This window comes from Streptomyces sp. NPDC034043, assembly GCF_055575675.1.
Genome location: NZ_JBVISF010000009.1, coordinates 305732 through 331942, shown reverse-complemented (window position 1 = coordinate 331942; position 26211 = coordinate 305732). Strand labels below are relative to the sequence as shown.

Sequence of the window (26211 nt, the reverse complement as noted above, 5' to 3'; positions counted from 1 at the left end):
AGCCTTTCAGCGCCGATGGTACTGCAGGGGGGACCCTGTGGGAGAGTAGGACGCCGCCGAACAATCATTGTGGGAAAGCCCCGCACCTTCTGGTGTGGGGCTTTTCTGCGTTCAGGGCGCGTTCAGCCGTTTACCAGCACGCGGTTCCCGTCAACCTCGGCTGACTGCTCGTATGGTGGCCTGATGGGCTACGAGCTGGTCATCTTCGACAACGACGGCGTCCTCGTGGACAGTGAGCCGCTCTCCGATACGATCCCGCCCTCGCGCGAGCTACGGCCCGTGCCCGGGGTGACCGAGGTGCTGGCGGCGCTGTCCGCGCTCGGCATGCCCTACTGCGTGACCTCCTCCTCCGGGCACGAGCAGATCCGGGCCACCCACGACGCGACCGGCATGGGCGAGTGGTTCGAAGAGGAGTGGATCTTCAGTGCGGAGGACGTCGGGCAGGACAAGCCGGCTCCGGACCTGTTCCTCCACGCCGCCGACATGATGGGCGTCGCCCCCGCGCGATGCGTGGTGGTCGAGGCCGGCGTGGCCGGGGTGCGGGCCGCCCGGGCCGCCGGGATGGACGTGTTCGGCTTCACCTCCCTGGTCCCCGCCGAGGAACTCGCCGGTGCCACGGCCTGCTTCGGGGAGATGAAGGAGTTGTCCTCCCTGCTCGGGCTGGGCGACGGATTGGGTGCGTGATCTCTCTACCCACCGGTAGTGGCGGGGCCTACGCTGTGCCGCCATGACGGTTGACGCACGGCTCCGCCGTGGGCGCGGCGCGCTCGGGTTCAGCTTCTTCGTGCAGGGGGTCGCCTTCGCCCTCCTGGTGACCCGGATCCCGGCCATCCAGGACCGGTACGGGATATCCGACGGGCTGCTGCCCGCCTTCCTCGCCGCCGTGCCCGTCCTCGCCGGGGTCTCCAGCGTCGCCACCGAGCACCTGGTGAAGCGGGTCGCGCCGAGCGCGGTGTTGCGGTGGGCGCAGCCCGTCGTCCTGCTGGCCCTGCTCGGGGTCGGGGCCGGCCGCGGCATGTGGCAGGTGGCGGTGGCCCTGGGGGTGTTCGGGCTGGCGGTGGGCGCGCTGGACGCCTCGATGAACATGCTCGGGGTCAGCCTCCAACGGGAGTACGGGCGCAGCATCATGCTGGGCTTCCACGCCTCGTACAGCCTCGGCGGGATCCTGGGGGCGTCGGCGGCGTGGGCGGGGGCGCACTGGCAGCTTCCGCTGTTCGCCGGGTATCTGCCCGCGGTGGCGGTGCTGTTGCCGGCGGCGCTGCTGGCGAGCCGGTCGTACGTCGACGCGCGGGCCGGCGTCGGAAAGACGGAGCAGGGGTGGCCGGCGGGCGGGGGGAAGCTGCTGCTGCCGCTGTGCCTGGTGATGGCGTGCGCGTACATCGGCGACTCGACGGTGGCGAACTGGAGTGCGAAGTACCTCCAGGACGTGCTGGGCGGCTCGGAGCAGCTGGCGACGGTTCCCTACAACGTGTACATGGTGACGACGCTGGCCGGGCGGGCGGTGGGGGACCTCGGGGTGCGCCGGTTCGGGGCGGTGGCCGTGGTGCGGGCCGGGACGGTGGTGGCGGCCGGCGGGTTCGCGGTGGTGGCGGTGGCGCCGGGGGCCTGGGTGGGGATGCTGGGCTTCACCCTGCTGGGGACCGGGCTGTGCGTGATCGTGCCGCAGACCTTCGCGGCGGCGGGGCGGTTGTTCCCCGGTGCTTCCGACACGGCGGTGGCGCGGCTGAACATCTTCAACTACGTGGGCTTCCTGATCGGTTCGCCGCTGGTCGGCGGGATCGGGGACGCCTGGAGCTACCGGGGCGCGATGGTGGTGCCGATGGTGCTGGTGCTGGTGACCTTGTTCTACGCCCGCTCGTTCGGCGCGGACCCGGACCGATACGGTGTCGGGCATGAGCGGCGAGCCGGTGACCGGGCTGTTGATGTGGGACGAGGCGGTAACGGGGTATGACTTCGGCCCCGGCCATCCGATGGACCCGGTGCGCCTGGCGCTGACCATGGGACTGGTGCGGGCCTTCGGGCTGGACCGGGAGATGGAGGTGCGGGCGGCCCGGGCCGCGGGGGAGTCGACGCTGCGGCTGGTCCACCGGGAGGACTACGTGGCCGCGGTGCGGGCGGTGTCGGCGGATCCCGGGACGGCGGACGGCGCGTACGGGCTGGGGACTGTCGACGATCCCGCCTTCCCCGGGATCCACGAGGCGTCCGCGCTGATCGCCGGACAGTCGGTGGCGGCGGCGGAGGCGCTGTGGCGCGGGGAGGCCCGGCACGCGGTGAACTTCGCGGGCGGGCTGCACCACGCGATGCCGGGCGGGGCGGCCGGGTTCTGCGTGTACAACGACGCGGCCCTGGCCATCGCGCGGCTGCTGGAGCTGGGCGCGGAGCGGGTCGCGTACGTGGACGTGGACGTGCACCACGGGGACGGGGTGCAGGCGGCCTTCTGGGACGACCCCCGGGTGCTGACGGTGTCGCTGCACGAGCACCCGCGGACGCTGTTCCCGCAGACGGGCTGGCCCGAGGAGACGGGCGGTCCGGGCGCCGAGGGGAGCGCGGTGAACGTGGCGCTGGCGGCGGGGACCGGGGACGAGGGGTGGCTGCGGGCCTTCCACGCGACGGTGCCGGAGCTGCTGGCGGACTTCCGGCCGCAGGTGCTGGTGACCCAGCACGGGGCGGACACGCACTTCGAGGACCCGCTCGCGCACCTGGCGGTGTCGCTGGACGCGCAGCGCGCGGTGCAGGAGGCCTGTCACGCCCTGGCGCACGAGTACGCGGGCGGGCGGTGGCTGGCGCTGGGCGGCGGCGGGTACGCGGTGGTGGACGTCGTACCGCGGTCGTGGACGCACCTGGTGGGGATCGCGGCGCACCGGCCGGTGGATCCGCGGGCGGAGGTCCCGCAGTCGTGGCGGGACGAGGCGTACGCGCGGACGCGGCAGCCGGGGCCGGCCCGGATGACGGACGGGCGGACGCCGGGATGGCGGGACTGGGACGCCGGTTACGATCCGGCGGACCGTACGGATCAGGCCGTTCTGGCGACGCGGAAGGCGGTGTTCCCGTTGCGCGGGATGCTGGTGTGACGGGGGGTCAGCCGCTGGCACGGTTACGCCAACTGTGGGGCGGTTCGGCGGAATTGATGAACCGGCAGATCCGGTGCGGCAGCATCGGAGGGTGTTGAGCACCGGCGCGTTGCGTGCGCATCTGCTGGCCGCCCGGTTGGCCGGGCCCGTCGCCACGACGCGGGAGGAGAGTCTGCGCAGGTACCGGCTGTTCGCGGCGGGGGATCCGCGGGTGTTGCTGGGGCTGGAGCCGGAGCGGCGCTGGGGCGTGGGTGAGCTGCTGGGGCTGATGGCGGCCAAGTGCGGGGTCTCGGCGGACCCGTCGCACGTCAGGGGCCCGGACGTGATCGATCCGGAGCGGACGCTGGCGGCCCTGGAGGCCTTCGCGGAGCGTTTGGCGGTGGCGGCGGGGGCCCGGTCGCCGGTGCTGCTGGGGACGGGGCACCCGCACCGGCTCCTGCCCTTCTACGCCGCTTTGGCGGGGGCGCTGTCGGCGGCGGGATGTGTTGTCCTCACTCCGGCGCAGGGGGTGCATGTCGACATGGCGACCCGGTTCGGGGTACGCCCGCACCTCCTCGATTACGTACGGGGGGTCGCTCTGGTGCGGGAGCCCGGCGCGCGGGGGGCCGGGAGTGCCACCGGCGCACACTCCCATTCGCCGCTGCCGGTTCGGCTGGCGCTGGGTGCGCTGGCGGAGGCCGGGGGGCCGCTGCCGGGGCTGGTGGTGGGTGACCACGGGTGGGTCTGCGGCGCAGGTCAGCTCGGTGTGGAGGCGATCGGGCTGGGCGATACGGATGATCCGGCGCTGTTCGTCGGGGAGGCCGAGGGGCGGGTGGCGGTGGCCGTTCCGCTTGATGACGGGGTGCGGGCGGACTACTACGGGCCGGTGATCCGGCACGTGTTGCACCGCGCCGGGCTGTCGGGGCGTCAGGAGTGGCCGTAGCTCCTCTTCCCCACTCGTATCACCCGCCCCTACTCTGGGGAGTGAGCGTGCGACGACGAGGAGTAACCGGAGGGGAAGCCGGTGCCCGTCATGCGCGGAAGGTCAGGTGGGTGTCATGGCTGCTGGCGAGAGGCCTCTCAGCGAGGTTCAGTTCCTGACCGTGGCGGAGGTCGCCTCGGTGATGCGAGTGTCGAAGATGACCGTGTACCGGCTGGTGCACAACGGTCATCTGCCCGCGATCCGGGTGGGCCGGTCCTTCCGGGTCCCCGAGAACGCGGTCCACGAGTACCTCCGGGAGTCCTTCGTGGGGGTGGAGTCGGCCTGAGATTCGGCATCCCGTCGAGGCTCGGCCACACCTGCGGAGGGCTCGGATTACAAGCTCGGACCTCGGGCGGGTAGGCTAGGCCGACGTAGGTCGTGTGGGCCCAGACGCCCCGCACCAGTGAAGAGAAGTGAGCGAGGGTAGTCGTGGGCTCTGTTATCAAGAAGCGGCGCAAGCGGATGGCTAAGAAGAAGCACCGCAAGCTGCTCAAGCGCACCCGCGTCCAGCGCCGTAACAAGAAGTAAACGGCAGCTGTACGTGTTTTCCGCAGCCCCTCCACCATCCTGGTGGGGGGGCTGCGGTGCAGTCGGGGGTACTTCTTCGAGGGAGGCGCTGAGCTCGTGGGGAAGGTCGTGCTCGTCACCGGGGCAGCCCGGCAGCTGGGGGGCCGCTTCGTGCGCCGCGTCCAGCGCGACCCCGGAGTGGAACGGGTCATCGCGGTCGACGCGGTGAGCCCGCCGCACCGGCTCGGTTCGGCCGAGTTCGTGCGGACGGACATCAGGCAGTCGGCCATCGCCCGGGTGCTCGCGGAGCACGCCGTGGACACGGTGGTCCATCTCGCGGTCACCGGCGGCGCCGCCGCGGGCCTGCCGGGCGGGCGCAGCGCCGTCAAGGAAACGAACGTCATCGGGACCATGCAGCTCCTGGGGGCCTGCCAGAAGTCCCCGACGGTACGGCGGCTCGTGGTGAAGTCGAGCACCAGCGTGTACGGGGGCACGGCGCGGGACCCGGCCGTCTTCACGGAGACGACGCAGCCGAAGACGCTGCCGGCGGGGGGCTTCGCGAAGGACGCCGCCGAGGTCGAGGGCTACGTACGGGGCTTCGCGCGCCGGCGGCCGGACGTGGCGGTGTGCGTGCTGCGCTTCGCGAACATCCTGGGGCCGTTCGCGGACTCGGCGCTCGCGGAGTACTTCTCCATGCCGGTGATGCCCACGGTCCTGGGGTACGACCCGCGGCTGCAGTTCGTCCACGAGGACGACGTGATGGACGTGCTGCGGCTGGCGGCGGGGGAGCCGGAGCGGGGGACGCTGAACAGCGGGACGTTCAACATCGCGGGCGACGGGGTGCTGCTGCTGTCGCAGTGCGCGCGGCGGCTGGGGCGGCCGACGGTGCCCTTCCTGCTGCCCGCGGTGACGTGGGTGGGGCAGGCGCTGCGGGCGGTGGGGGCGACGGACTTCTCGCCGGAGCAGATCCGGCTGCTGACGTACGGGCGGGTCGTGGAGACCACGCAGATGCGGGAGACGCTGGGCTTCCGGCCCATGTACACGACCGCCGAGGCCTTCGCGGACTTCGCGCGGAGCCGGGGCGGCGGGCTGCTGCCGCCGGAGCGGGTGGGGCGGGCCGTGGGGCGGATCGCGGAGCTGTTGGACGTTGACGAGGGAGTGGAGCGATAGTGGCCGACGCCAAGGTCATCCCGTTCGACGAGGACCGGCCGCGCCGGCGGTCCGGCGCGGCCCGGAAGGTACGGGCGGTCCCGGACCGGCCGGAGGCGGTACAGCCGGTCGTGGAGCCCCTGGACGGGCCGGGGGCCGGGGCCGCGCGGGCGGGGAGTGACGGCGGCTGGGACCGGCGGATCGCGGGCGGGCTGGCGTTCCTGCGGCGGCGGATCACGGGCGAGTACGAGGTCGACGAGTTCGGCTACGACAAGGAGCTGACGGACCAGGTCCTGATGTCCTTGATGCGGCCGCTGTTCGACAAGTACTTCCGGGTGGAGGTCAAGGGCGTCGAGAACATCCCGAAGGATGGCGGCGCGCTGATCGTCGCCAACCACTCGGGGACGCTCCCGCTGGACGGGCTGATGCTCCAGGTCGCCGTCCACGACCACCATCCGGCCGAGCGGCACCTGCGGCTGCTGGCGGCGGACCTGGTGTTCATGCTGCCGGTGGTGAACGAGCTCGCACGGAAGGCCGGTCACACGCTGGCCTGCGCGGAGGACGCGCAGCGGCTGCTGGAGGCCGGGGAGCTGGTCGGGGTGATGCCGGAGGGCTTCAAGGGGATAGGGAAGCCGTTCGGTGAGCGGTACAAGCTCCAGCGGTTCGGGCGGGGCGGGTTCGTCTCGACGGCGCTGCGGGCGGGCACGCCGATCGTGCCGTGCTCGATCGTGGGGGCGGAGGAGATCTACCCGATGATCGGGAACGCGAAGACGCTGGCGCGGCTGCTGGGGCTGCCGTACTTCCCGCTGACGCCGACGTTCCCGTGGCTCGGGCCGTTGGGGGCGGTGCCCCTGCCGACGAAGTGGACCATCCAGTTCGGGGAGCCGATCCCGACGGACAGGTACGCGCCGGAGGCCGCCGAGGACCCGATGCTGATGTTCAACCTGACGGACCAGGTGCGGGAGCAGATCCAGCACACGCTGTACAAGCTGCTGGTGCAGCGGAGGTCCGTCTTCTTCTGAGGCCCGGGCTGCTGATGCTCGCGCGGGAACGCCAGGCGGGGTTGGTGCAGCCAACCGCGCCTGGCGTTCCGCTTCTTACTCGGCGTCCTCCGCCCGGATGCCCAGGCCCGGGAGGAGGTCCGGGAGGAGCGGCGGGAGGGTGATGTCCGGCTGGGGCTGTGCCGGGGTCGCCGGGGGCGGCGCGGACTGGCCGTGTGCCGGCGGGTTCAGCAGGTTGCCCGTGCCGCCCAGGAGGCCGCTGCCGGGGGCCGGGGCGTGGCTTCCGGAGGGGCTGGGGGCGGCGGGGGACTGGGCCGACGCCGGGCCGTCCGGTGCCGGTGCGGACTGCTGCTTGCCCGGCGCCGGGGCGCTCGGCCTGCCCGGGGTCCCGCCCGGGGCGGTGCGGTGCTGCTCCGGGGGCTTGGGCAGCAGGCCCTGGAGCGGCGCCACCTCATCGTCTATGGCCTGGAAGACCGAGGTGACCTCGTTCCCCACGTCCATGAGCTGCGGCGGCAGGCTGGAACGGATCCGGCCCCACGCGTCGCGGTGGGAGTTGGAGAACGAGGACAGGGTCTGGATCGGGCCGAGCGAACCGTCCCGCTCGTAGGCGGCCTGGAGCAGCCGGTGGCCCTCCGCCGCGTCGTGCTGCATGCCTGCCAGCGCCCGCCGGATCGCGCCCAGGATCTCGTGGTCCAGGGGGCCGGAGCGGCCGCGTTCCATCAGCCGGCGCGCTTCGGACATGCGGTTGGAGGCCCGGTCGAGGTAGACCTCGCCCCGGTCCGCGCCCTCGTCGGCCATGCCCAGCTTCAGGTCTTCCATGCCCAGCTTGACCGGGTAGAGGGGATCACCGGGCAGGGCGTCGGTGCTGGCAGCGGCCACTCCGCTGAAGGCCCCTGCGGCCACACCCACGGTGAGGCCCCCCGCTGCGATGCCCTTGGACCAGCGGGAGCGGGGCCGCAATTTCCGGAGCGAGGTCGCCCGGTGGGCGCCGCGGCCGGTCCGCTGCTCGGGCACCAGAGGGTCCGCGGCGGCACCGCCCCCGGCCCTCTCCTCCATCACCATGGCCTCCATGGCGGCGACGAGCTGTGCTCGTTGCACCACTTTGACCTCGGGGTCCAGCACCGGGCGCGGCATTTCGCCGAGCACGTTCGCCAGGGCCAACAACCGTTCGTGGTCGGCGGATTCGGCAGGTGCCTCGGGCTGCTCGGCCGCCGGGTCCGGTTCTGAAAGACCGGACGCGGTCCGGTCCTCCAGGGCCTGGGCGAAGGCGTTCGCCCGCCGGTGCGGAGTCACGTTCGCGATCACTGGCGGCACCTCCTCTCGTCATGACGATCGACTCCCCCAGGTGTCCGGAAGGTTGCCTTCCTTGAGCACATCCACACTTTCGGGTGAGCGGCTTCGGGCAGGGCGTGTCCACAGGGAGCCTGCATTCCGCACAACGAGCGGCGCGGCACTTGGGTTACGGACGAAGGATGATCGGACCACAGCGTCATCGAGGGGTCACCGGGTGTGAGGTCGGGTCGTGCGGGAGAGGGTCAGCGGGCGTCGTCCGGCAGCAGGCGGGCCAGGGTGCGGACCGCCCGGTACTGGAGCGTTTTGATCGCTCCTTCGTTCTTGCCCATCACCCGGGCGGTCTCGGCGACCGAGAGGCCCTGGAGGAAGCGCAAGGTGACGCACTCCTGCTGCTGGGGGTTGAGTTTCCGTACGGCTTCGAGCAGGGCCGCGTTGGAGAGGGACTCCAGGACGGAGTCCTCGGGGCTGCGCTCCACCTCGTTGGCGTCGAGCATCTCGCCGGTGGTGACCTCCAGGCGGAAGCGGCTGGACTTGAAGTGGTCCGCCACCAGGTTCCGCGCGATGGTCACCAGCCAGGCGCCGAAGTCGCGGCCCTGCCAGGTGAAGGTGGAGATGCGGCGCAGCGCCCGCAGGAAGGTCTCACTGGTGAGGTCCTCCGCGGTCGCCTTGCCGCCGACGCGGTAGTAGATGTAGCGGTACACCGTGTCGCTGTACTGGTCGTAGAGGCGGCCGAAGGCGTCCGCCTCACCGGCCTGGGCGCGTTCGACCAGGTCCATCATGCGGGCCTGGTCGCTGTCCGCGGTGGGGCGGCGGGCGGTGGGCGTGCTGGTTCCGCCGGCGGCGGCGGCCGGGCGACCGCGTCTGCCCACGGTGGCTCCGCCGTCCGTCAGGGCGTAGCAAGGGCCGGCCGGGCCGAGGCCGGCAGGGACCGCGGCGGCGAGGGCGGGGACGGCGTACGCGGTGGGGACGAAGCCGCGCAGGTGGTCGAGGACCGTCGCGCGCAGCGTAGCCAGGCCCGAGGCGTCAACCCCGACAGGTGGGTACACGGGACTCCCAGAGGCAGAGCTTCCATCACGTGCAGTGCGGGACCGTTCACCCGTCGTGGCGACAGATGGGCGGCGGCATGCGTTTGAGGAGAATAACGCTTCGTACAGGCAGCGCTACACCCAGTTGCCTAAATCACCGGTTCCGACATTTCTGTTGCGTGTCGAGGGCATATTCAGGCCCGGTTGGTGATCGATTCCTGATCGCTTGGAGACGCGGAATGGACGCTTCCACGCTGGCTCACGACCGGGTCGGGCAGGCCGGAGTGCCGCGCCGACGGCGCGGGTAGAGGGGAGCGAATGACCGCCGGGGGCCCGCGGAAGGCCCGGGCCCGGTGCTGCTACCGGCGGCGCCGGTGCAGGGCGATGGCGGCGGCCGCGCCGCCCGCGATCGCGCCGACTCCGGCGGCGGCCGGGACGCCGACCTTCACGGCCTTGCGGCCGGTCCGATAGTCGCGCAGCCGCCAGTCGTGGGCGCGGGCATGCTTGCGCAGTTTTGTGTCGGGATTGATCGCGTACGGATGTCCGACCAGGGACAGCATCGGGATGTCGTTGTGCGAATCGCTGTACGCCGCGCAGCGTTCGAGGTCGAGGCCCTCGGCGGCGGCCAGCGCGCGCACCGCCTCCGCCTTCGCGGGGCCGTGCAGCGGCTCGCCGACCAGGCGCCCCGTGTAGATCCCGTCCACGGACTCGGCGACGGTGCCCAGGGCGCCGGTCAGGCCGAGGCGGCGGGCGATGATCGTGGCCGTCTCGACGGGGGCGGCGGTGACCAGCCAGACCTTCTGGCCGGCGTCGAGGTGCGCCTGGGCCAGGGCGCGGGTGCCCGGCCAGATCCGCTCCGCCATGTACTCGTCGTAGATCTCCTCGCCGATGGCGGTGAGTTCGGAGACCTTGTGGCCCTTGACGATGGACAGGGCGCTGTCGCGCGCGTCCTGCATGTGCTCGGGGTCCTCGACCCCGGCGAGCCGGAACCAGGCCTGCTGCCAGGCGAAGCGGGCCAGTTCGCGGCGGCGGAAGAACTCGCGCTTGTAGAGGCCGCGGCCGAAGTGGAAGATCGCGGCGCCCTGCATGACGGTGTTGTCGAGGTCGAAGAAGGCGGCGGCGAGGTCGTCGCCGTGGACCGGGAACTCCGGCTCGGCGGCTTCGCGCAGGGCTTCGGGCGCGGCCTCCGGTGCGGTTTCCGGTGGCGCTTCGGGCAGGGCCCGCGGCGCGACGGCCGGCCCGGTGGTGTGCGGGGCGCCGGCCCGCGCGGTCTTGCGGGCGGCCTCTGCCGAGGCCTCGCCGGCCAGTACGCTCCGCGCGGTCGCGGAGCGCTTACGGGGGGTGAGCCATCCGAGAGCGGCCATGACGCGAGCATAGCCATTGTGTTCGGGAGTTCCCGAACCGCCGGGAGACGGGGCGGTTAACTCTTCGGACCCCCCGGTCCGGCGCGGGACAATGGCCGCATGAGTCCTCTGCTGCGCCGTAAGGAAAAGAAGCGTCCCCAGGAGCGGATGGTGACGCTCGTGGGGAAGCCGGGGTGCCATCTGTGCGATGACGCCCAGGAGGTGATCGAGAAGGTGTGCGCCGAGACGGGCGCACAGTGGGAGAAGAAGGACATCTCGCAGGACGAGGAGCTGCACCGGCTGTACTGGGAGCAGATCCCGGTGGTGCTGGTCGACGGTGAACAGCACACCTTCTGGAGGGTGAACCCTGACCGGCTGCGGCGGGCGTTGGGAACCTGACCGTTTCGCCCGTTACCATCATGGGCGATTTATGGGGACTCGGGGGCGTATCGATGAGGAGTGTGTACCGTTTTGCCCCCCTCGGGATTTGAACGGGTTCGGCCCGTTCCCGGTCCGGGCCCCCTCCGCCCGGCCCGCGTGACCCCGGTCACTTTGCTCGGACAAAGCGGACACAATCTTTGTGCACGCGTTCACAAAGACATAGCCTGCATTCGACGGGGCGGTCCTGGGACAAAAGGCCGCCTGCAGCCCCGCTCATCCCGCAGGAGCATCGTGGCAACTGGCCGAACTCACCGACCGGCGACCCGCAGCCGAGGTATTCCCGAGGCCACTGTCGCCCGGCTTCCGCTGTACTTGCGCGCCCTCACCGCGCTCTCCGAGCGATCGGTGCCCACGGTGTCCTCCGAGGAGCTCGCGGCCGCCGCCGGAGTCAACTCCGCGAAGCTGCGCAAGGACTTCTCGTACCTCGGTTCGTACGGGACGCGCGGCGTCGGCTACGACGTCGAGTACCTCGTCTACCAGATCTCCCGCGAGCTCGGCCTGACCCAGGACTGGCCGGTCGTCATCGTCGGAATCGGCAACCTCGGCGCGGCCCTCGCCAACTACGGCGGTTTCGCGTCGCGCGGCTTCCGCGTGGCGGCGCTGATCGACGCCGACCCGGCCATGGCCGGCAAGCCGGTGGCCGGCATGCCCGTGCAGCACACCGACGACCTCGAGAGGATCATCGAGGAGAACGGCGTCTCCATCGGCGTCATCGCCACGCCCGCGGGCGCGGCCCAGCAGGTCAGCGAGCGGCTGATCGCCGCCGGTGTCACCTCCATCCTGAACTTCGCGCCGACCGTGCTGTCCGTGCCGGAGGGCGTGGACGTGCGCAAGGTCGACCTGTCCATCGAGCTCCAGATCCTGGCGTTCCACGAGCAGCGCAAGGCGGGCGAGTCCGGTACGGACGCCGAGGCCGTCGCCGTGTCCGGCGCGGACGCGGTCGCCACCGGCGCCGGTGCCGCGCCCGTCGCCGCCGTCGAGCCGCCGGCCGGGCGGGCCGCCGCGGCCGCTCGCAAGGGCGGCCCCGAGGGCGACGTGCCGGCGGTGATGCCGGCATGAGTCTGCTCGTCGTAGGCCTGAGCCACCGCAGCGCGCCGGTGAGCGTGCTGGAGCGGGCCTCGCTGTCCGCCGACGCCAAGGCCAAGCTGCTGCACGACACCCTGGCCGCCGAGCCGGCGGCCGAGGCCGCCGTCCTCGCCACCTGCAACCGCATCGAGCTGTACGCGGACGTGGACAAGTTCCACGCGGGTGTCGCCGAGCTGTCGACGCTGCTCGCGCAGCACAGCGGGGTCGCCCTGGAGGAGCTGACCCCCTATCTGTACGTGCACTACGAGGACCGGGCCGTGCACCACCTGTTCTCGGTGGCGTGCGGGCTGGACTCGATGGTCGTCGGCGAAGGCCAGATCCTCGGCCAGATCAAGGACGCGCTGGCCCTGGGGCAGGAGCTCCACACGGCCGGCCGGCTGATCAACGACCTCTTCCAGCAGGCGCTGCGCGTCGGCAAGCGGGCGCACTCGGAGACCGGGATCGACCGGGCCGGGCAGTCCCTGGTGACGTTCGGGCTGGAGCAGCTCGCGGTGAACCTGCCGGTGGGGGAGTGGGCCGCCGGCAAGCGGGCGCTGGTGATCGGCGCCGGTTCGATGTCCTCGCTCGCGGCGGCGACGCTGGCGCGGGTGGGTGTCGCCGAGGTGGTCGTGGCGAACCGGACCGCGGAGCGGGCGGAACGTCTCGCGGAGATTTTGGTTGCCTCGGGCACTGGTGTCGCGGCGCGGGCCGTTCCGATGTCCACCATCACGGACGAGCTGACCCGCGTCGACGTGGTCGTGTCGTGCACCGGGGCCACCGGGCTGGTGCTGACCGGGGACGACGTCGCCCTCGCGCTGTCCGCCTCCGGGTTCGAGTCCGGGCCCGCCGCGCCGCAGGCGCCGGACGCGGGCGGCCGCGACGCGCTCGCCGGCGGCGCGGCCGTCGACGCCGAGGTGGTGGCCCGGCTCGTGGCCGCCGCCGAGGGCGGGCGGCGGCTCGCCGACGCCGGCGCCGCGCGGACCATCACGGCGGCCGCCGCCGCCGAGGCCGACGGCTGCCCCGTCGGGGCGGACGCCGCCGCCGGCGACGGGCGCTCCGCCCTCGCCGGGGTCGACGCCGGCTCCCTCGAACTTCACGGGGCCTGGGCCGACCAGGGCGAGGCCGCCGCGCAGCGGCAGCCGCGCCGGGCGGCGCGGAGCCAGGCGGACGGGGCCGTCCCCGTACGGCTGGCCCTGCTGGACCTGGCCATGCCCCGGGACATCGACGCCGCCGCGCACCGCATCCCGGGCGTGCGGCTCGTCGACATCGAGAGCCTCGCCGAGGCCTCCGCCGACGCGCCCATGGCCGCCGACGTCGACGCCGTGCGCGGCATCGTCGCCGGCGAGGTGGCCGCCTTCGGCGCCGCGCAGCGGGCCGCGCACATCACGCCCACCGTCGTCGCCCTGCGGGCGATGGCCGCCGAGGTCGTCGCCATGGAGGTGGCACGGCTCGACGGGCGGGTACCCGATCTCGACGAGCGGCAGCGCGCGGAGGTCACCCAGACCGTGCGCCGCGTCGTCGACAAGCTCCTCCACGCGCCGACCGTGCGCGTCAAGCAGCTCGCGAGCGAGCCCGGCGGCGCCGGGTACGCGGAGGCGCTGCGCGAACTCTTCGACCTCGACCCTCAGACGGTGGCATCCGTCAGCCGGGCGGACGCGGCCGATCCGAAGAACGACGACCCAGGACGGGCATCATGAACACACGTCCCGACCAGCCCCTCCGGCTTGGCACGCGACGCAGCAAGCTGGCCATGTCCCAGTCCGGGCACGTCGCCGAGGCGGTACGGGCGATCACCGGCCGGCCCGTCGAGCTCGTGGAGATCACGACCTACGGTGACGTGTCCCGCGAGCACCTCGCGCAGATCGGCGGCACCGGCGTGTTCGTCACGGCCCTGCGCGAGGCCCTGTTCCGCGGCGAGGTCGACTTCGCCGTGCACTCGCTGAAGGACCTGCCGACCGCGCAGCCCGACGAGCTGGTCATCGCGGCCATGCCGGAGCGCGAGGACCCGCGCGACGCGCTCGTGGCCCGCGACGGCCTGACCTTCGAGCAGCTGCCGGACGGCGCCCGTGTGGGCACCGGTTCGCCGCGCCGCACGGCGCAGCTGAACGCGTACGCCCGCAGCCTGGGCAAGTCCATCGAGACCGTCGCGATCCGCGGCAACGTCGACACCCGGATCGGCTTCGTGCGCGCCGGCGAGCTCGACGCGGTCGTGCTGGCCGCGGCCGGCCTGAACCGGATCGGCCGCGCCGACGAGGCGACCGACCTGCTGGCGGTCGACAACGTGCTGCCCGCGCCCGGCCAGGGTGCCCTGGCCGTGGAGTGCCTCGCCTCCGACGCGGACCTCATCTCCGCGCTCGGCCGGCTCGACTGCCCGCACACGCGGGCCGCCGTGACCGCGGAGCGCGCGCTCCTCGCAGCCCTGGAGGCCGGGTGCAGCGCACCCGTGGGCGCGCTCGCCGACCTGCTGGCCGACGGGCGGAATGTCAATGAAATGCGCCTGCGTGGTGTCGTCGGAACCCTCGACGGTTCGACGCTGGTGCAGCTGTCCACCACCGGTCCCGTGCCCCAGTCTTACGACGAGGCCATGGCGCTCGGCCGCGAACTCGCGGACGAGATGCTGGCCAAGGGCGCGGCCGGTCTGATGGGGGAGCGATCCCTTTGAACCCCTCAAGCCCCACCACCTCCCCCTTCGCGGGCGTAGCCGCCCCCGGGCTCGTCACCTTCCTCGGTGCGGGTCCGGGCGACCCGGGTCTGCTCACGCTGCGCGCCGTGGAGGCGCTCGCCGCCGCGGACGTACTGATCGCGGAGCCCGAGGTGCTCGAGGTCGTACGGACCCACGCGCGCGCGGGTGTCGACACGCCTCAGCTGACGGTCGCCGACGAGGCGTCAGCCGCCGCCGGTGTCCCGGCGATCCGTACTCCGTCGACCGCCGCGGACGTCGCCAATCTTGTCATGGAGGCCGCGCGCTCCGGCAGGCGGGTCGTCCGTGCGGTGACCGGCGACCCCGGGCTGGAGGGGAACGCGGCCGAGGAGATGCTCGCCTGCGCCCACCAGGGCATCCCCTTCGAGGTGGTGCCCGGTGTGGCGACCGCCGTCGGTGTGCCCGCGTACGCGGGTGTGCCGCTGCGCGGTGAGCAGGGCGCGGACGTGCGCTTCGTGGACGCGCGGCACGCTTCGGCGCGCTGCTGGAGCGAGGTCGGCGCGAGCGACTGCGGCGTGGTCGTCTCGGCGACGCTGGAGACGGTCGCGAGCGCGGCCGCCGAGCTGGTGTCGGCCGGCCGCAAGCCGGAGACGCCGCTCACGGTGACCGTGGGCGGTACGACGACCCGGCAGCGGACCTGGAGCGCGACCCTGGGCACGATCGCCCAGGTGTTCAAGCAGGGCAAGGTGCTCCCCTCTCCGGAGGGTTCGCGTCCGGTCATAGCCGTGGTCGGCGAGCGGGGTGCCGCGGCGCGGCGCGAGGAGCTGGCCTGGTTCGAGTCGAAGCCGCTGTTCGGCTGGCGGGTCCTCGTACCGCGTACGAAGGAGCAGGCCGCCTCGCTCTCCGACCAGCTGCGTTCGTACGGCGCGGTGCCCCACGAGGTGCCGACCATCGCCGTGGAGCCGCCGCGCACCCCGCAGCAGATGGAGCGGGCGGTCAAGGGGCTGGTGACGGGCCGGTACGAGTGGATCGCCTTCACGTCGGTGAACGCCGTCAAGGCGGTGCGGGAGAAGTTCGAGGAGTACGGGCTCGACGCGCGTGCCTTCGCGGGCATCAAGGTCGCCGCGGTGGGCGAGCAGACCGCGGCGGCGCTGGTGGAGTTCGGCGTGAAGCCGGACCTGGTGCCGAGCGGTGAGCAGTCGGCGGCCGGGCTGCTGGAGGACTGGCCGCCGTACGACCCGGTCTTCGACCCGATCGACCGCGTCTTCCTGCCGCGCGCCGACATCGCCACGGAGACGCTGGTGGCCGGGCTGATAGAGCTGGGCTGGGAGGTCGACGACGTCACGGCCTACCGGACCGTGCGGGCCTCGCCGCCGCCGGCGGACACCCGTGAGGCGATCAAGGGCGGCGGTTTCGACGCCGTGCTCTTCACCTCGTCCTCGACGGTGCGCAACCTGGTCGGCATCGCCGGCAAGCCGCACAACGTGACCGTCATCGCCTGTATCGGGCCGGCGACGGCCAAGACGGCGGAGGAGCACGGGCTGCGCGTGGACGTGCTGTCGCCGGAGCCGAGCGTGGGCAAGCTGGCGGAGGCGCTGGCCGCGTACGGGGAGGCGCGCCGGGAGGCGGCCAAGGCGGCCGGTGAGACGGTGGCCCGCCCGAGCGAGCGCCGTCCGGGCGCGCGCCGGCGTCGCGCGACGTGAGGTTAACGGCTGGAGGGGCCCGGGTGCGGTGTGCGCCCCGGGCCCCTTCGGCGTGTGCGGGGCGGGTACCCGGGAGTGGCTGAGTAGCGGGTTGAGTAGCCGCGCGGATGCCGGCGGGGTCCGGCGGGCGGTTCAGTGGGGACATGACCGAGACCCCCGCCGCCGAAGCCCCCGCCGCCGAGACCCCCGCCGCCGCCCCCGCCGGGGACGCCCGGGACCGGCGGGCCTTCGTGGCTCCGCTGCTCTCCACGCTGCTGACCCTGCCGATGGCCTTCGTGTCGCTGGTGTACGCGATGCTCTCGCCGATGGCGTGCGGCAACTGCAACGGGGAGCCCGCCCGCGCCTTCCACCGGAGCTTCGAGACGGCCTGGACGGTGTTCTGGCCGGGGCTGGTGCTCGTGCTGGTCCTGCTGGTGGTGTGCTGGGCCCTGCCGTGGAAGGTCCGCAACTCCGCCCGGCGCGTCAAGCTCGCGCTGGCCGCGCCGGGACTGGTGCTGCTGGGCTGGCTCGTCTTCATGGCGATGGTCGACTGGCCGTAGGGGGTGGCCGGGGACGGGGAGGAGCCGGGCCTACCCTTGTCCCGACTGCTGTCGATGCTCGAAGAGGCGACTAGAAGATGAGCGCGTACGGATCCTTCCCCGGTTCGCGGCCCCGCCGGCTGCGCACCACCCCGGCGATGCGGCGGATGGTCGCGGAGTACCGGCTGCACCCCTCGGACCTGATCCTGCCGGCCTTCGTGCGGGAGGGCATCAGCGAGCCGCTCCCGATCTCTGCGATGCCGGGCGTGGTGCAGCACACCCGGGACACGCTGCGGAAGGCCGCCGTCGAGGCGGTCGAGGCGGGGGTCTCGGGGATCATGCTCTTCGGTGTGCCGGCGGACGGGAACAAGGACGCGCTGGGCACGGCGGGCACGGAGCCGGACGGCATCCTCCAGGTCGCGATCCGGGACGTGAAGGCCGAGGTCGGCGACGACCTGGTGATCATGTCGGACCTGTGCCTGGACGAGTACACCGACCACGGCCACTGCGGGGTCCTCGACGAGCACGGCCGCGTCGACAACGACGCGACGCTGGAGCGGTACGCGGAGATGGCGCAGGTCCAGGCCGACGCGGGCGTCCACGTGGTGGGCCCGAGCGGGATGATGGACGGCCAGGTCGGCGTCATCCGTGACGCGCTGGACGAGACGGGGCACGAGGACGTGGCGGTCCTCGCCTACACGGCGAAGTACTCCTCCGCCTTCTACGGGCCCTTCCGCGAGGCCGTCGCCTCCTCCCTCCAGGGCGACCGCAAGACCTACCAGCAGGACCCGGCGAACGCCCGCGAGTCGCTGCGGGAGCTGGCGCTGGACCTGGAGGAGGGCGCCGACATGGTCATGGTGAAGCCGGCCGGCCCCTACCTGGACGTCCTGCACCGGGTCGCGGAGGCCGTGGACGTGCCGGTGGCCGCGTACCAGATCAGCGGTGAGTACGCGATGGTCGAGGCGGCCGCGGAGAAGGGCTGGATCGAGCGCGACCGGGCGATCATGGAGACGCTGCTCGGCATCAAGCGCGCGGGCGCGGACACGATCCTGACGTACTGGGCGACCGAGGTCGCGCTGCGGCTGCGCGCCGAGCGCTAGGCCGAGGCGTCAACTCCCGGGTACGGGCCCGCCCGGCCCGTACCCCGGGGGCGCTGCGGGGCAGCCCTTAGGCTGGCCCGCATGGCGAAGCAACAGCGGGGTGCGGCCACCGTCGACCAGCTCCTGACGGCCGCCCTGCGCGTGTACGCCGAGTCCGGCCGGCAGGGTTTCACGGTCCAGGCGGTGACGGCGGCCAGCGGGGTCAGCCCGGGCAGCCTGTACCACCACTTCGGCAGTTTCGACGGTCTCGCCGCCGCCCTGTACATCCGCTGCTCGGGCGAGCTGTTCGACGCCATGACGGCCGCCGTGCTGCGCTGCCGCACGGCCCGGACCGGCGTACGGGCCCTGGTGCGGGCCTACTTGGAGTTCACCCGGGACAACCGGGACGCCGCGCTCTTCCTGCACGACTCCGCCTGCTCGGGCCACCTCGCCGGGCACGCGGCGCGGATCCGGGCCGCGAAGGAGGCGAGGCTGGCGCCGATGGCGGCGTGGATGGGGGCGCGGATGGCGAACGGCGAGATGCGGGCGCTGCCCGGGCCGCTGGCCGAGGTGATGGTGATGGGACCGCCGTGCGAGGCGGCCAAGCGGTGGCTGGCCAGTACGTACGAGATGGACCTCGACCAGGCGGTGAGACACCTCCCGGACCTGGTCTGGCGCGGCCTGGAGCCGTGAAGGGGCCCGGCGGCCCGGACCCGCCGCGCGGGTCCGGCGGGGCGGGCGCACCCTGGAGGGGTAGTCCGACTGTGGAGGTGATCCGGCATGGCCACGCTCGCCGGATGGCACGTGGAGCTGGAGTTCACCGAGGACGGCCACCGCACTGGTGCGGCGGCCCTGCTCAGACTCGGTGACGGCTGCGAACTGAGGGCGCGCGGCTACGCCATGCGCCATCCCTCCGATCCGGAGCAGCTGCGGGTCGGGGAGGAGATCGCGGGCGCGCGGGCGCTCATGGACCTCGCGTCCCAGCTGCTCCAGAAGGCGCACACGGAGATCGACGAGGTCTCGGGGAAGCACTCCTACCCGCTGACCCGCTGACCCGCTGACCGCCGGTCCGCTCGAAGGGCCCGCGCCGGAACTTTCGCCGTGGGCCCTTCGGCACGCCCCGTGCGCCGGGCCCGCCCGGGCGGTCAGCGGGTCCGGTGGCGGAACAGCGCAGCCGCCAGTGTCAGCGCCAGGGCGGTGATCCCCGCGCACCAGGCGAGGGCCGTCCACGGGGTGTTCCCGGCGGGCTGGTCCAGCAGCAGGGCCCGCAGCGATTCGATGACCGGGGTCAGCGGCTGGTGCCCGGCGAAGCCGTGCAGCCAGGACGGCATGGTGTCGATGGGGACGAACGCGCTGGAGGGGTAGGGCAGGAACATCATCAGGAAGGTGAACCCGCCGGCCGCCTCCGGGCTCCGGGCCAGCAGTCCGAGGGAGGCCGCGAGCCAGGAGATCGCCGTGATGTACGCGACGAGCAGCCCGGCGGCGGCGAGCAGGGCGGGCGGGCCGCCGGAGGGCCGGAAGCCGATGGCGAGGGCGACGGCCAGCACCAGGGTGGTGGAGAGCAGGTTCCGCACGACCGAGGCCGTGACGTGCCCGGCCAGGATGGGCAGGCCGCCCACGTCGAGGGAGCGGAAGCGGTCGATGATGCCGTTCTTCATGTCGTCGGCCACGCTCACGGCGGTGCTCGCCGCGCCGAAGCCCGCGCACAGCAGCATGGCCCCCGGGACCACGTACGTCACGTACTCCGTGCCGGTGTCGATGGCCCCGCCGAAGAAGTAGACGAAGATCAGCATCAGCATCACCGGCAGCATCAGGGCGGCGATCAGCGCGTCCGGGCTGCGGCGGCTGATGCGCAGGCTGCGTCCGGTCATGGTGAGGGCGGTGGCGTTGTTCATCGGGCGGCTCCCGTCAGGGCGAGGAAGACGTCGTCGAGGGTGGCGGTGCGCACGGTGAAGCGGCCGACGACGGTGCGGTCGGGGTCGAGTTCGTCGAGCAGGGCCCGTACGTGGGCGGCGGAGCCGTCGGTGGCCAGGCCGAGCGTCAGCTCGTCGGGGGCGTGGTGCACCGCGCGGGCGGCGAGGGTCTCGTAGGCCTTCCGGCTGGTCAGGGTGAGGTCGAGGCGGTGTCCGGCGACCCGGGCCTTCAGCTCGGCCGGGGTGCCCTCGGCGGCGATCCGGCCGGCCTCCAGGACGGTGACCCGGTCGGCGAGACGGTCGGCCTCCTCCAGGTACTGGGTGGTGAGCAGGACGGTGGTGCCGTCGGCGCGCATCTCCCGTACGACCTCCCACAGTTCGAGGCGGCTGCGCGGGTCGAGTCCGGTGGTGGGCTCGTCCAGGAAGAGCACCTCCGGCCTGCCGACGAGGCTCGCGGCGAGGTCCAGGCGCCGCCGCATCCCGCCCGAGTAGGTCCGGGCGAGGCGGTCGGCGGCCTCGGCCAGGCCGAAGCGGTCGAGGAGTTCGCCGGCGCGGGTGCGGGCGTCGCGGGCGGACAGTCCGTTCAGCCGGCCCGTCATCCTCAGCGTCTCGGCGCCGGTCTGGAGGTCGTCCAGGGCCGCGAACTGCCCGGTCAGGGCGATCTTCTCGCGTACGCGGGCCCGTGCCCCGGTGATGTCGTGCCCGGCCACGCGCGCGGTTCCGGAGTCCGGTGCGGTGAGGGTGGCGAGGATGCGGACGGAGGTGGTCTTGCCCGCGCCGTTGGGGCCGAGGAGGGCGAGGACGGAGCCGCGGGGGACGGCGAGGTCGAGGCCGTCGAGGACGCGGGTGCCGCCGTAGGACTTGGTCAGGCCGCGGGCGTACAGGGCGGGGTCGTTCGTGGTCACGGAGACACGGTCCCTTCTGCGTATGGGTTACGCGCTTCTGTGTAAGTAATACACAGAACTAGGATGTGGGTCAACGACTCAGGACGGGAGGGGGCGGCGATGGAGAAGGATCCGGCGGACGGAACCGGCCTCCCGGTGAGCCTGCAAATGGCCTGGGGCCTGCGCGAACGCCCCGGCAAGGGCCCGCGCCCCACCCTCACCCTGGCGAAGATCGTCGACGCGGCCGTGGCCCTGGCCGCCGGCGAGGGCATGGACGCCGTCTCCATGGGCCGCGTGGCCAAGGAACTGGGCGTCTCCACGATGTCCCTCTACCGCTACGTCACGGCGAAGGAAGAGCTGTACATCCTGATGTCGGAGGCGGGCGTCGGCACCCCGCCCCCGCTCCCGCCCGAGGCGGAGGGGTGGGGCTGGCGGGAACTGCTGACGGACTGGGCGTACGCCCAGCGCACCCTGCTCATGTCGAAGCCGTGGATCCTGCGCATCCCGCTCACGGCCCCGCCGGCCTCACCGAACCAGCTCGCCTGGATGGAACGCGGCCTCGCCTCCATGGCCGGCACGGCCCTGGAGGAGGGCGAGAAGCTCTCCGCGATCATCCTGATCGGCGGGCTCGTACGGAACGAGGCCACCATGGCCGCCGACATGATGGACGCCATCATCAAGGGCGGCGTCCCCCCGGACCAGGTCATGGGCCGGTACGTGACCACCCTGCGCCTGCTGACCGCCCCGGACAGCCACCCGGCGCTGACGCGGCTGCTGGGATCGGACGCCTTCACGGGCTCCGGCGAGCCCGACTTCCAGTTCCGCTTCGGCCTGGACCGGATCCTGGACGGCCTGGCCCGCCTGATCGCGGAGCGAGAGGCTCCGCCGAGCGTGTAGGCGGCCGCGGGTGCACCCTGGAAAGCAGCGGGCACGGAGGTGATCGCCATGAAGGATGCCGTCGGATGGCACGTCGATGTTCAGTTCCAGGAGGACGACGAACGCACCCGCGCCGCCGCCCTCGTCCGGCTCCCGGACGGGAGCGAGCTGCGCTCGCACGGCTATGCCAGCCGTCACCCCAGTGACGGCAATCAGCCCAGGGTGGGCGAGGAGCTCGCGGCGGCGCGCGCGCTCAACGATCTGAAGGAACAGTTGCTCACCAAGGCGCACGACGAGATCGACGGGGCGTCGGGACGCACGTCGTACCCGATCACGCGTTGATCCCGCCCGGGCGGTGCTACCGGCCGACCCAGCCGGTCAGCGCCGCCCAGCTCGCGGGGGCGAGGTCCAGGACGGGCCCGTCGGTGACCTTGGAGTCCCGGACGTGGACGGCGGCGGGGGAGGTGGCGACCTCGACGCAGGCGTCGCCCTCGTCGCTGCTATAGCTGGATTTGCGCCAGGCGACGGCTACTTCGAGGCAGGCGTCGCCATCGCTACCGCTGTAACTGGACTTGAACCACTTCAGTTCGGTGCTCATAGCTCTCCTAGCATGCGGTCCAACAGCCCCTGGGTCTGCTCGATGTTGAGGGCTTGCGTTCGCAGCATCGCATACCTGTGGGCCAGCATGCTGACCTCTCCTTTGTCGTAGAAGAGCTGGCTGCTGCGCTGGTTCTCGGTGTAGCCGAGGTACTGGTGGTCTGAGGTTTCCAGGATGGTGAAGGGGCCGTCGAGAGCTGCGTGGGCGGTCTGGTCCAGTGGCATCACCTGGATGGAAACACTCCGGAGTTCCGTGCAGGAGATCAGGTGTCGCAGCTGTTCCTTGTGCACTTCCGGGCCGCCGAGGCGGAAGCGAACGGCCGGCTCCCAGATGACGAAGCTCATCGTCGGCGGTGTCTTGCGATGAAGGATCTCCTTGCGTGCCAAGCGCTGCTCGGTCAGGGCATTGATCGTCTCCTCGGTGTGGGCCGGCAAACGGGTCTTGAAGAGGGCGCGGGCGTAACCCTCCGACTGGAGCAGGCCCGGCAGAAGTTGGCTGGCATACCAGGACAGGGCGTTCGCCCTGGCCTCCAGGTCAAGGTATTCCTCGGCCCACGGCGGTGTCGTGTCTACAGCGGGCAGTTCCAGCGCTGCGACGGTCAGTAGGCCCGGCAGGTTCAGGTGGAAGTCCATCAGCTCGGCGACGTTCGGCATCAGGGTGCGGCGGCCCTGTTCGATGGAGCCGATGGTCTCCTCATCCACCTTGACCAGGGCGCCGAGCTCCTTCTGGGTCAGGCCCTTGGCGCTCCTGGCGGCGGCTACCTGGCCACCCACCATCTTCATGGTCGTCGCGTTGGCGCGCGGGCGCTTCTTGGGTGGCATGGTGATCGACTCTCCCTGCCTTTGGACGTGGACTACCCCTGGCCGACCCGTACTCATCGCGGAGTACGGGGCGGCGCACTGTTACACGCTAGTCACGCTTGGCCACCATCGTCCCGTGAACCTAAATACTCAACCCGGCCTGATGCGCGAGCGGTTGTTCCCCCGGGCCTTCCAGACCGTCGCCAGCGCGCGGGCCTTCACCCGCGAGACCCTCGCCGCCTGGGACGTTGCCGACCGGCGGGACGACGTCGTGCTCTGCGTCAGCGAGCTGGCCACCAACGCCCTGCGGTACGGGGTCCCGCGCGGGCGCTCGTACCGGCTGCGGCTGCTGAACTTCGGCTGCTGCGTGCGCGTCGAGGTGCACGACAGCGGGCCCGGGCTCTCCCGGATCGCGGGCGGGCCGCCCGGGCACGGGCTGCTGCTCGTGGCCGGGGTCGCGGACGCCTGGGGGGTGCTGCCGAGGCGGCCCGGAAAGATGGTGTGGGCGGAATTCAGCCCGGGCGGCTGCTAGCTTCGGCTCAGCGGGGGATCGGACCGGAGGGGGATCAATGGCGCGTCCGTGGCGGTGGGTTGTGGTGGTCGCGGCCACCGGGACCGGGTTCCTGATCGCCTTCAGGCTCGGTCTCTGGGACCCCTTCGGCTGGTTCCCCGAGAAGGACTCCGACCGGGCCTCCGTCGCCGCCGGATTCGGCGGTGCCATGGCCGCCGTCATCGCGCTGGTCGGCGGCTGGTGGGCCGGGAGCGGCGCCGAGGGCGGCGGGAACTCCGTACGGCAGCGCGCCCGTGCCTCCGGCACCTCGCAGATCACCCAGGACGGCGGCCCCGCCGCCGCCCCCGGCCGGGTCGACCAGCAGGCCCGCGCCGACGGGGACGCCAGGGTCCAGCAGCGCGGCGGCGGTGAGGCACCCGGCGAGCCGTCCCCGTGACGGGCGGACAGTGGGCGCGGGCCGAGGGGAACGCCCGGATCACCCAGGTCGCCGGTGACCACGTCACCTACGCCCCCGGGGCAGGGCCCGCGCCGGGGGCCGGGCTCGGACTGCCCGAGGCGCCCGCCGTGCTCGTCGGGCGGGACGGGCCGGCCGGGGAGCTGACGGCCCTCCTCGCCGAGGGCGGCCCCACGGTCGCCGTAGTGGCGGGCCTGGCGGGCGTCGGCAAGAGCGCGCTCGCCGTGGCGACGGCACACCGGGCGGTGGAACTCGGCTGGTTCGGGGACCGCGTCTTCTTCCTGCGCCTGCGCGGGTACGCCCCCGGCGGCGGGGTGAGCGGGCCCGAGGCGGTACGGGAGATGCTGCGCCGGCTCGGGATCCGGGACACGGACATGCCGGAGTCCCAGGACGGCCGGGCGGCGCTGTACCAGGCGAGGCTGGCGGAGTTCGCCCGGGCGGGGCAGCGGGTGCTGATCGTCGCCGACGACGCGGGCGAGGTGGGCCAGGTACGGGACCTCGTACCGGCCGGGACCGCGCACCGGCTGCTGGTGACCTCCCGGCACCGGCTCGGCCACCGGGACTTCACCGCCCGCGTGGTCCCGCTCGACGAGCTGGCGCCGGACGCGGCCGCCGAGCTCCTGGCCGGGGCGGTGCTGCGCACCTGGCCGCAGGACCCCCGCCCGGCGGCGGAGGCGGACGCGCTGCGCGAGGTCGCGGAGCGGTGCGGGCGGCTGCCGCTGGCCCTGACGGTGGCGGGGGCGCTGCTGGCGGGCGATCCGGGGCTCTCCGTAGCGGAGCTGGCGGGGCAACTGGCCGACGCGCGGACCCGGCTGGCGAAGCTGGACTCGGAGCTGGACGACGGGGTCCGGGCGGCCTTCGACCTCTCGTACGGGCGCCTCCCGGCGGAACAGGCCCGGGTCTTCCGGCTGCTGACGGTGAACCCGGGCCCGGACTGCGCCACGGTGTACGCATCGCTGCTGACCGGTGTGCCGCCCGCCGGCCTGCGCCCGACGCTGGCCGCGCTCGTACGGGCCTCCCTGCTGGCGGAGGAGCCGGTCGGCTCGGGGCGCTGGCGGATGCACGACCTGGTACGGCTGTACGCGCGGGAGCGGGGGGAGGAGCGGGCGGCGGAGGACGGGCGGCAGGAGGCGGTCGGCGCCCTGCTGGGGTTCTTGGTCATTCAGGCCGAAGTGGCACGGCACGTCCTCGGTCTGGACACGCAGCCGGCGGCGGGGCCGCATCTGCCGTCGATGGAGGAGGTCCTGGACTGGCTCGGCGCCGAACGTGCCCTGCTGGTCGCCGCCGTGGGTTTCGCCATCGAGTCCGGGCGGCCGGAGGCGGCCCTTGAACTGGGCTCGCGCGTGATGTCGTACCTCCAGATCTACCACTACGGACAGGACGCGCTGACGGTGGCGCGTCTGCTCCTCGCGGCCACGGAGGGCAGGGGAAGCGCCGAGGACCTCGGCGGGCGGCTGTACGACCTCGGCCTCGCGCTTCTCGTGGTGGACGAGCCGACGGAGGCGGAGGGGCCGCTCAGGCAGGCACTGGCGGTGTTCCGGGAGCACTCCCTGCGGATGATGGAAGGCAAGGCTCTGCACCTCCTGGGCGGCATGTACGCGGCGACGGAGCGGTGGCCGGAGGGGGAACGGCTGATGGGGGAGGCCCTGGAGATCCTCCGGGAGGAGGGGGTCCGGCACGCGGAGGGCACCGTACTGTCGGGCCTCGCCCGGATCTACGAGCAGACGGGACGCCTGGACGACGCCATCGCCACCATGCAGCAGGCCATCTCCCTCATGAAGGCGCTCAGCGACCCCCACCGGGAGGTGTCCGGGCTGAACTCCCTCGCGGACGTGCTCTGGCGGGCCGGACGGCTGGAGGAGTCCGCGGCTGTACGGGAGCGGGCGGTCGACACCCACCGGGAGTTCGGAAACCGCAAGCAGACCCTGCGGATGCTGTCCGCCCTCGCCGGATCACTGGTGGACCTGGGGAGGGATGAGGACGCCGGGCAGCGGTACGAGGAGGCCCTCGGCATCGCCACGGACGAGGGGGACCCGTACGCCCAGGGGATCATCCTGGGCAGCCTGGGCCTGCTCCACCGCCGTGCGGGACGGCCAGCACGGGCGCTGGAGATGCTGGAGCGGGCCTGTGCCGTCTTCGCGGAGGCGGGGGACCGGCGCGGCGAGGCCGCTTCCGCCCACGGACTGGCCATGACGCTGTACGACCTGGACCGCCACGCGGAGGCCGCCGGGGTGTTCGAGCGGGCGGCCGGACTCTTCGCGGTGGTCGGCGACACCGCGCAGGAGGACGCGATGCGGGCGGCGGCCGCCGAGCTGCGGGAAGGGGAAGCCGGCCGCCGCCGCTGGTGGCGGCGCCGGTGATCCGTGGCAGCCGGAGCC

The 26211-nt window shown here is 72.8% G+C and carries 29 protein-coding genes; 22 read left to right on the top strand and 7 right to left on the bottom strand.

Features of this window, described 5'->3' with window-relative positions; genetic code table 11:
• Positions 1 to 183 precede the first annotated feature (183 nt).
• The 8 genes from ACZ51S_RS23170 (at position 184) to ACZ51S_RS23135 (ending at position 6710) form a co-directional block, all read left to right on the top strand.
• Entirely contained in the window at positions 184 to 684 is a 501-nt protein-coding gene (locus ACZ51S_RS23170; protein WP_468478469.1) for an HAD-IA family hydrolase, read from the top strand.
• A gap of 43 nt (positions 685 to 727) precedes the next feature.
• Positions 728 to 1951, top strand: a complete 1224-nt coding sequence (locus tag ACZ51S_RS23165) for an MFS transporter (protein ID WP_468961857.1) — start codon at positions 728 to 730, stop codon at positions 1949 to 1951.
• On the top strand, positions 1923 to 3071 hold the full coding sequence (locus ACZ51S_RS23160; RefSeq protein WP_468803860.1) for an acetoin utilization protein AcuC: 1149 nt from the start codon (positions 1923 to 1925) through the stop codon (positions 3069 to 3071). The genes ACZ51S_RS23165 and ACZ51S_RS23160 overlap by 29 nt, the downstream gene beginning before the upstream one ends.
• Before the next feature lie 91 nt (positions 3072 to 3162).
• Positions 3163 to 3993: a phosphatase gene (locus ACZ51S_RS23155; RefSeq protein WP_468803856.1), complete on the top strand. Its 831-nt coding sequence runs from the start codon at positions 3163 to 3165 to the stop codon at positions 3991 to 3993.
• 115 nt (positions 3994 to 4108) lie between these two features.
• Positions 4109 to 4318, top strand: a complete 210-nt coding sequence (locus ACZ51S_RS23150; protein WP_162688852.1) for a helix-turn-helix domain-containing protein — start codon at positions 4109 to 4111, stop codon at positions 4316 to 4318.
• 143 nt (positions 4319 to 4461) lie between these two features.
• Entirely contained in the window at positions 4462 to 4560 is a 99-nt protein-coding gene (locus ACZ51S_RS23145; protein ID WP_003948845.1) for a 30S ribosomal protein bS22, read from the top strand.
• A 96-nt stretch (positions 4561 to 4656) separates the two neighbouring features.
• Complete coding sequence (locus ACZ51S_RS23140; protein WP_468478472.1) at positions 4657 to 5709, top strand: NAD-dependent epimerase/dehydratase family protein; 1053 nt, start codon at positions 4657 to 4659, stop codon at positions 5707 to 5709.
• On the top strand, positions 5709 to 6710 hold the full coding sequence (locus ACZ51S_RS23135) for a lysophospholipid acyltransferase family protein (protein WP_468961855.1): 1002 nt from the start codon (positions 5709 to 5711) through the stop codon (positions 6708 to 6710). The genes ACZ51S_RS23140 and ACZ51S_RS23135 overlap by 1 nt, the downstream gene beginning before the upstream one ends.
• Before the next feature lie 75 nt (positions 6711 to 6785).
• Here the strand turns inward: ACZ51S_RS23135 and ACZ51S_RS23130 are convergent, their stop codons facing one another.
• From ACZ51S_RS23130 to ACZ51S_RS23120, 3 genes are all read right to left on the bottom strand, one after another.
• Positions 6786 to 7994 (bottom strand): DUF5667 domain-containing protein, encoded by a 1209-nt coding sequence (locus ACZ51S_RS23130; protein WP_468478474.1) that lies wholly within the window; start codon positions 7992 to 7994, stop codon positions 6786 to 6788.
• Positions 7995 to 8224: 230 nt separating this feature from the next.
• A complete protein-coding gene (locus ACZ51S_RS23125; protein WP_388939539.1) occupies positions 8225 to 9028 on the bottom strand; it encodes an ECF subfamily RNA polymerase sigma factor, BldN family in 804 nt (267 codons plus the stop codon).
• Between the two features lie 338 nt (positions 9029 to 9366).
• A complete protein-coding gene (locus tag ACZ51S_RS23120) occupies positions 9367 to 10371 on the bottom strand; it encodes an HAD family hydrolase (RefSeq protein ID WP_468961853.1) in 1005 nt (334 codons plus the stop codon).
• A 99-nt stretch (positions 10372 to 10470) separates the two neighbouring features.
• On the opposite strand from ACZ51S_RS23120, the gene ACZ51S_RS23115 reads away from it, so the two are divergent.
• From ACZ51S_RS23115 to ACZ51S_RS23075, 9 genes are all read left to right on the top strand, one after another.
• Positions 10471 to 10749, top strand: a complete 279-nt coding sequence (locus ACZ51S_RS23115) for a glutaredoxin family protein (protein ID WP_468961851.1) — start codon at positions 10471 to 10473, stop codon at positions 10747 to 10749.
• 273 nt (positions 10750 to 11022) lie between these two features.
• Positions 11023 to 11850: a redox-sensing transcriptional repressor Rex gene (locus tag ACZ51S_RS23110; RefSeq protein WP_388939534.1), complete on the top strand. Its 828-nt coding sequence runs from the start codon at positions 11023 to 11025 to the stop codon at positions 11848 to 11850.
• A complete protein-coding gene (locus ACZ51S_RS23105) occupies positions 11847 to 13553 on the top strand; it encodes a glutamyl-tRNA reductase (RefSeq protein WP_468889025.1) in 1707 nt (568 codons plus the stop codon). Before ACZ51S_RS23110 ends, ACZ51S_RS23105 begins: the two co-directional genes overlap by 4 nt.
• Entirely contained in the window at positions 13550 to 14518 is a 969-nt protein-coding gene (gene hemC, locus ACZ51S_RS23100) for a hydroxymethylbilane synthase (protein WP_468961849.1), read from the top strand. Before ACZ51S_RS23105 ends, hemC begins: the two co-directional genes overlap by 4 nt.
• The gene (locus tag ACZ51S_RS23095) at positions 14515 to 16200 is read left to right on the top strand and encodes a bifunctional uroporphyrinogen-III C-methyltransferase/uroporphyrinogen-III synthase (RefSeq protein ID WP_388939528.1); all 1686 of its coding nucleotides are present in this window, start codon (positions 14515 to 14517) and stop codon (positions 16198 to 16200) included. The genes hemC and ACZ51S_RS23095 overlap by 4 nt, the downstream gene beginning before the upstream one ends.
• Positions 16201 to 16343: 143 nt before the next feature.
• Complete coding sequence (locus tag ACZ51S_RS23090) at positions 16344 to 16739, top strand: hypothetical protein (RefSeq protein ID WP_468478480.1); 396 nt, start codon at positions 16344 to 16346, stop codon at positions 16737 to 16739.
• 77 nt (positions 16740 to 16816) lie between these two features.
• Positions 16817 to 17818, top strand: coding sequence for a porphobilinogen synthase (hemB, locus tag ACZ51S_RS23085; protein WP_468961847.1), 1002 nt, complete (start codon positions 16817 to 16819; stop codon positions 17816 to 17818).
• A gap of 81 nt (positions 17819 to 17899) precedes the next feature.
• Positions 17900 to 18490: a TetR/AcrR family transcriptional regulator gene (locus ACZ51S_RS23080; RefSeq protein ID WP_468478481.1), complete on the top strand. Its 591-nt coding sequence runs from the start codon at positions 17900 to 17902 to the stop codon at positions 18488 to 18490.
• An 87-nt stretch (positions 18491 to 18577) separates the two neighbouring features.
• Positions 18578 to 18850: a DUF1876 domain-containing protein gene (locus tag ACZ51S_RS23075; protein WP_388939524.1), complete on the top strand. Its 273-nt coding sequence runs from the start codon at positions 18578 to 18580 to the stop codon at positions 18848 to 18850.
• 92 nt (positions 18851 to 18942) lie between these two features.
• Here the strand turns inward: ACZ51S_RS23075 and ACZ51S_RS23070 are convergent, their stop codons facing one another.
• Together ACZ51S_RS23070 and ACZ51S_RS23065 are read right to left on the bottom strand one after the other, a co-directional pair.
• The gene (locus ACZ51S_RS23070) at positions 18943 to 19692 is read right to left on the bottom strand and encodes an ABC transporter permease (RefSeq protein ID WP_468478482.1); all 750 of its coding nucleotides are present in this window, start codon (positions 19690 to 19692) and stop codon (positions 18943 to 18945) included.
• Positions 19689 to 20615 (bottom strand): ATP-binding cassette domain-containing protein, encoded by a 927-nt coding sequence (locus tag ACZ51S_RS23065; protein ID WP_468478483.1) that lies wholly within the window; start codon positions 20613 to 20615, stop codon positions 19689 to 19691. The genes ACZ51S_RS23070 and ACZ51S_RS23065 overlap by 4 nt, the downstream gene beginning before the upstream one ends.
• 99 nt (positions 20616 to 20714) lie before the next feature.
• Between ACZ51S_RS23065 and ACZ51S_RS23060 the strand changes: the two genes are divergently transcribed.
• Both ACZ51S_RS23060 and ACZ51S_RS23055 read left to right on the top strand, forming a co-directional pair.
• Positions 20715 to 21491, top strand: coding sequence for a TetR/AcrR family transcriptional regulator (locus ACZ51S_RS23060; protein WP_468478484.1), 777 nt, complete (start codon positions 20715 to 20717; stop codon positions 21489 to 21491).
• Positions 21492 to 21539: 48 nt separating this feature from the next.
• Positions 21540 to 21812 carry a DUF1876 domain-containing protein gene (locus tag ACZ51S_RS23055; protein WP_468478521.1) on the top strand — a complete coding sequence of 91 codons (273 nt, stop codon included), beginning with the start codon at positions 21540 to 21542 and terminating at the stop codon, positions 21810 to 21812.
• Between the two features lie 16 nt (positions 21813 to 21828).
• On the opposite strand, the gene ACZ51S_RS23050 is transcribed toward ACZ51S_RS23055, so the two are convergent.
• Positions 21829 to 22068, bottom strand: a complete 240-nt coding sequence (locus ACZ51S_RS23050; protein WP_468478485.1) for a DUF397 domain-containing protein — start codon at positions 22066 to 22068, stop codon at positions 21829 to 21831.
• Entirely contained in the window at positions 22065 to 22889 is an 825-nt protein-coding gene (locus ACZ51S_RS23045; protein ID WP_468478486.1) for a helix-turn-helix domain-containing protein, read from the bottom strand. Before ACZ51S_RS23045 ends, ACZ51S_RS23050 begins: the two co-directional genes overlap by 4 nt.
• 115 nt (positions 22890 to 23004) lie before the next feature.
• On the opposite strand from ACZ51S_RS23045, the gene ACZ51S_RS23040 reads away from it, so the two are divergent.
• Genes ACZ51S_RS23040 through ACZ51S_RS23030 form a run of 3 tightly spaced genes read left to right on the top strand, consistent with a single transcriptional unit; the run spans position 23005 to position 26193 of the window.
• On the top strand, positions 23005 to 23400 hold the full coding sequence (locus ACZ51S_RS23040) for an ATP-binding protein (protein WP_468478487.1): 396 nt from the start codon (positions 23005 to 23007) through the stop codon (positions 23398 to 23400).
• Positions 23401 to 23437: 37 nt separating this feature from the next.
• On the top strand, positions 23438 to 23815 hold the full coding sequence (locus ACZ51S_RS23035; protein WP_468961843.1) for a hypothetical protein: 378 nt from the start codon (positions 23438 to 23440) through the stop codon (positions 23813 to 23815).
• Positions 23812 to 26193 (top strand): ATP-binding protein, encoded by a 2382-nt coding sequence (locus ACZ51S_RS23030; RefSeq protein ID WP_468961841.1) that lies wholly within the window; start codon positions 23812 to 23814, stop codon positions 26191 to 26193. Before ACZ51S_RS23035 ends, ACZ51S_RS23030 begins: the two co-directional genes overlap by 4 nt.
• The last annotated feature ends 18 nt before the right edge of the window (positions 26194 to 26211 follow it).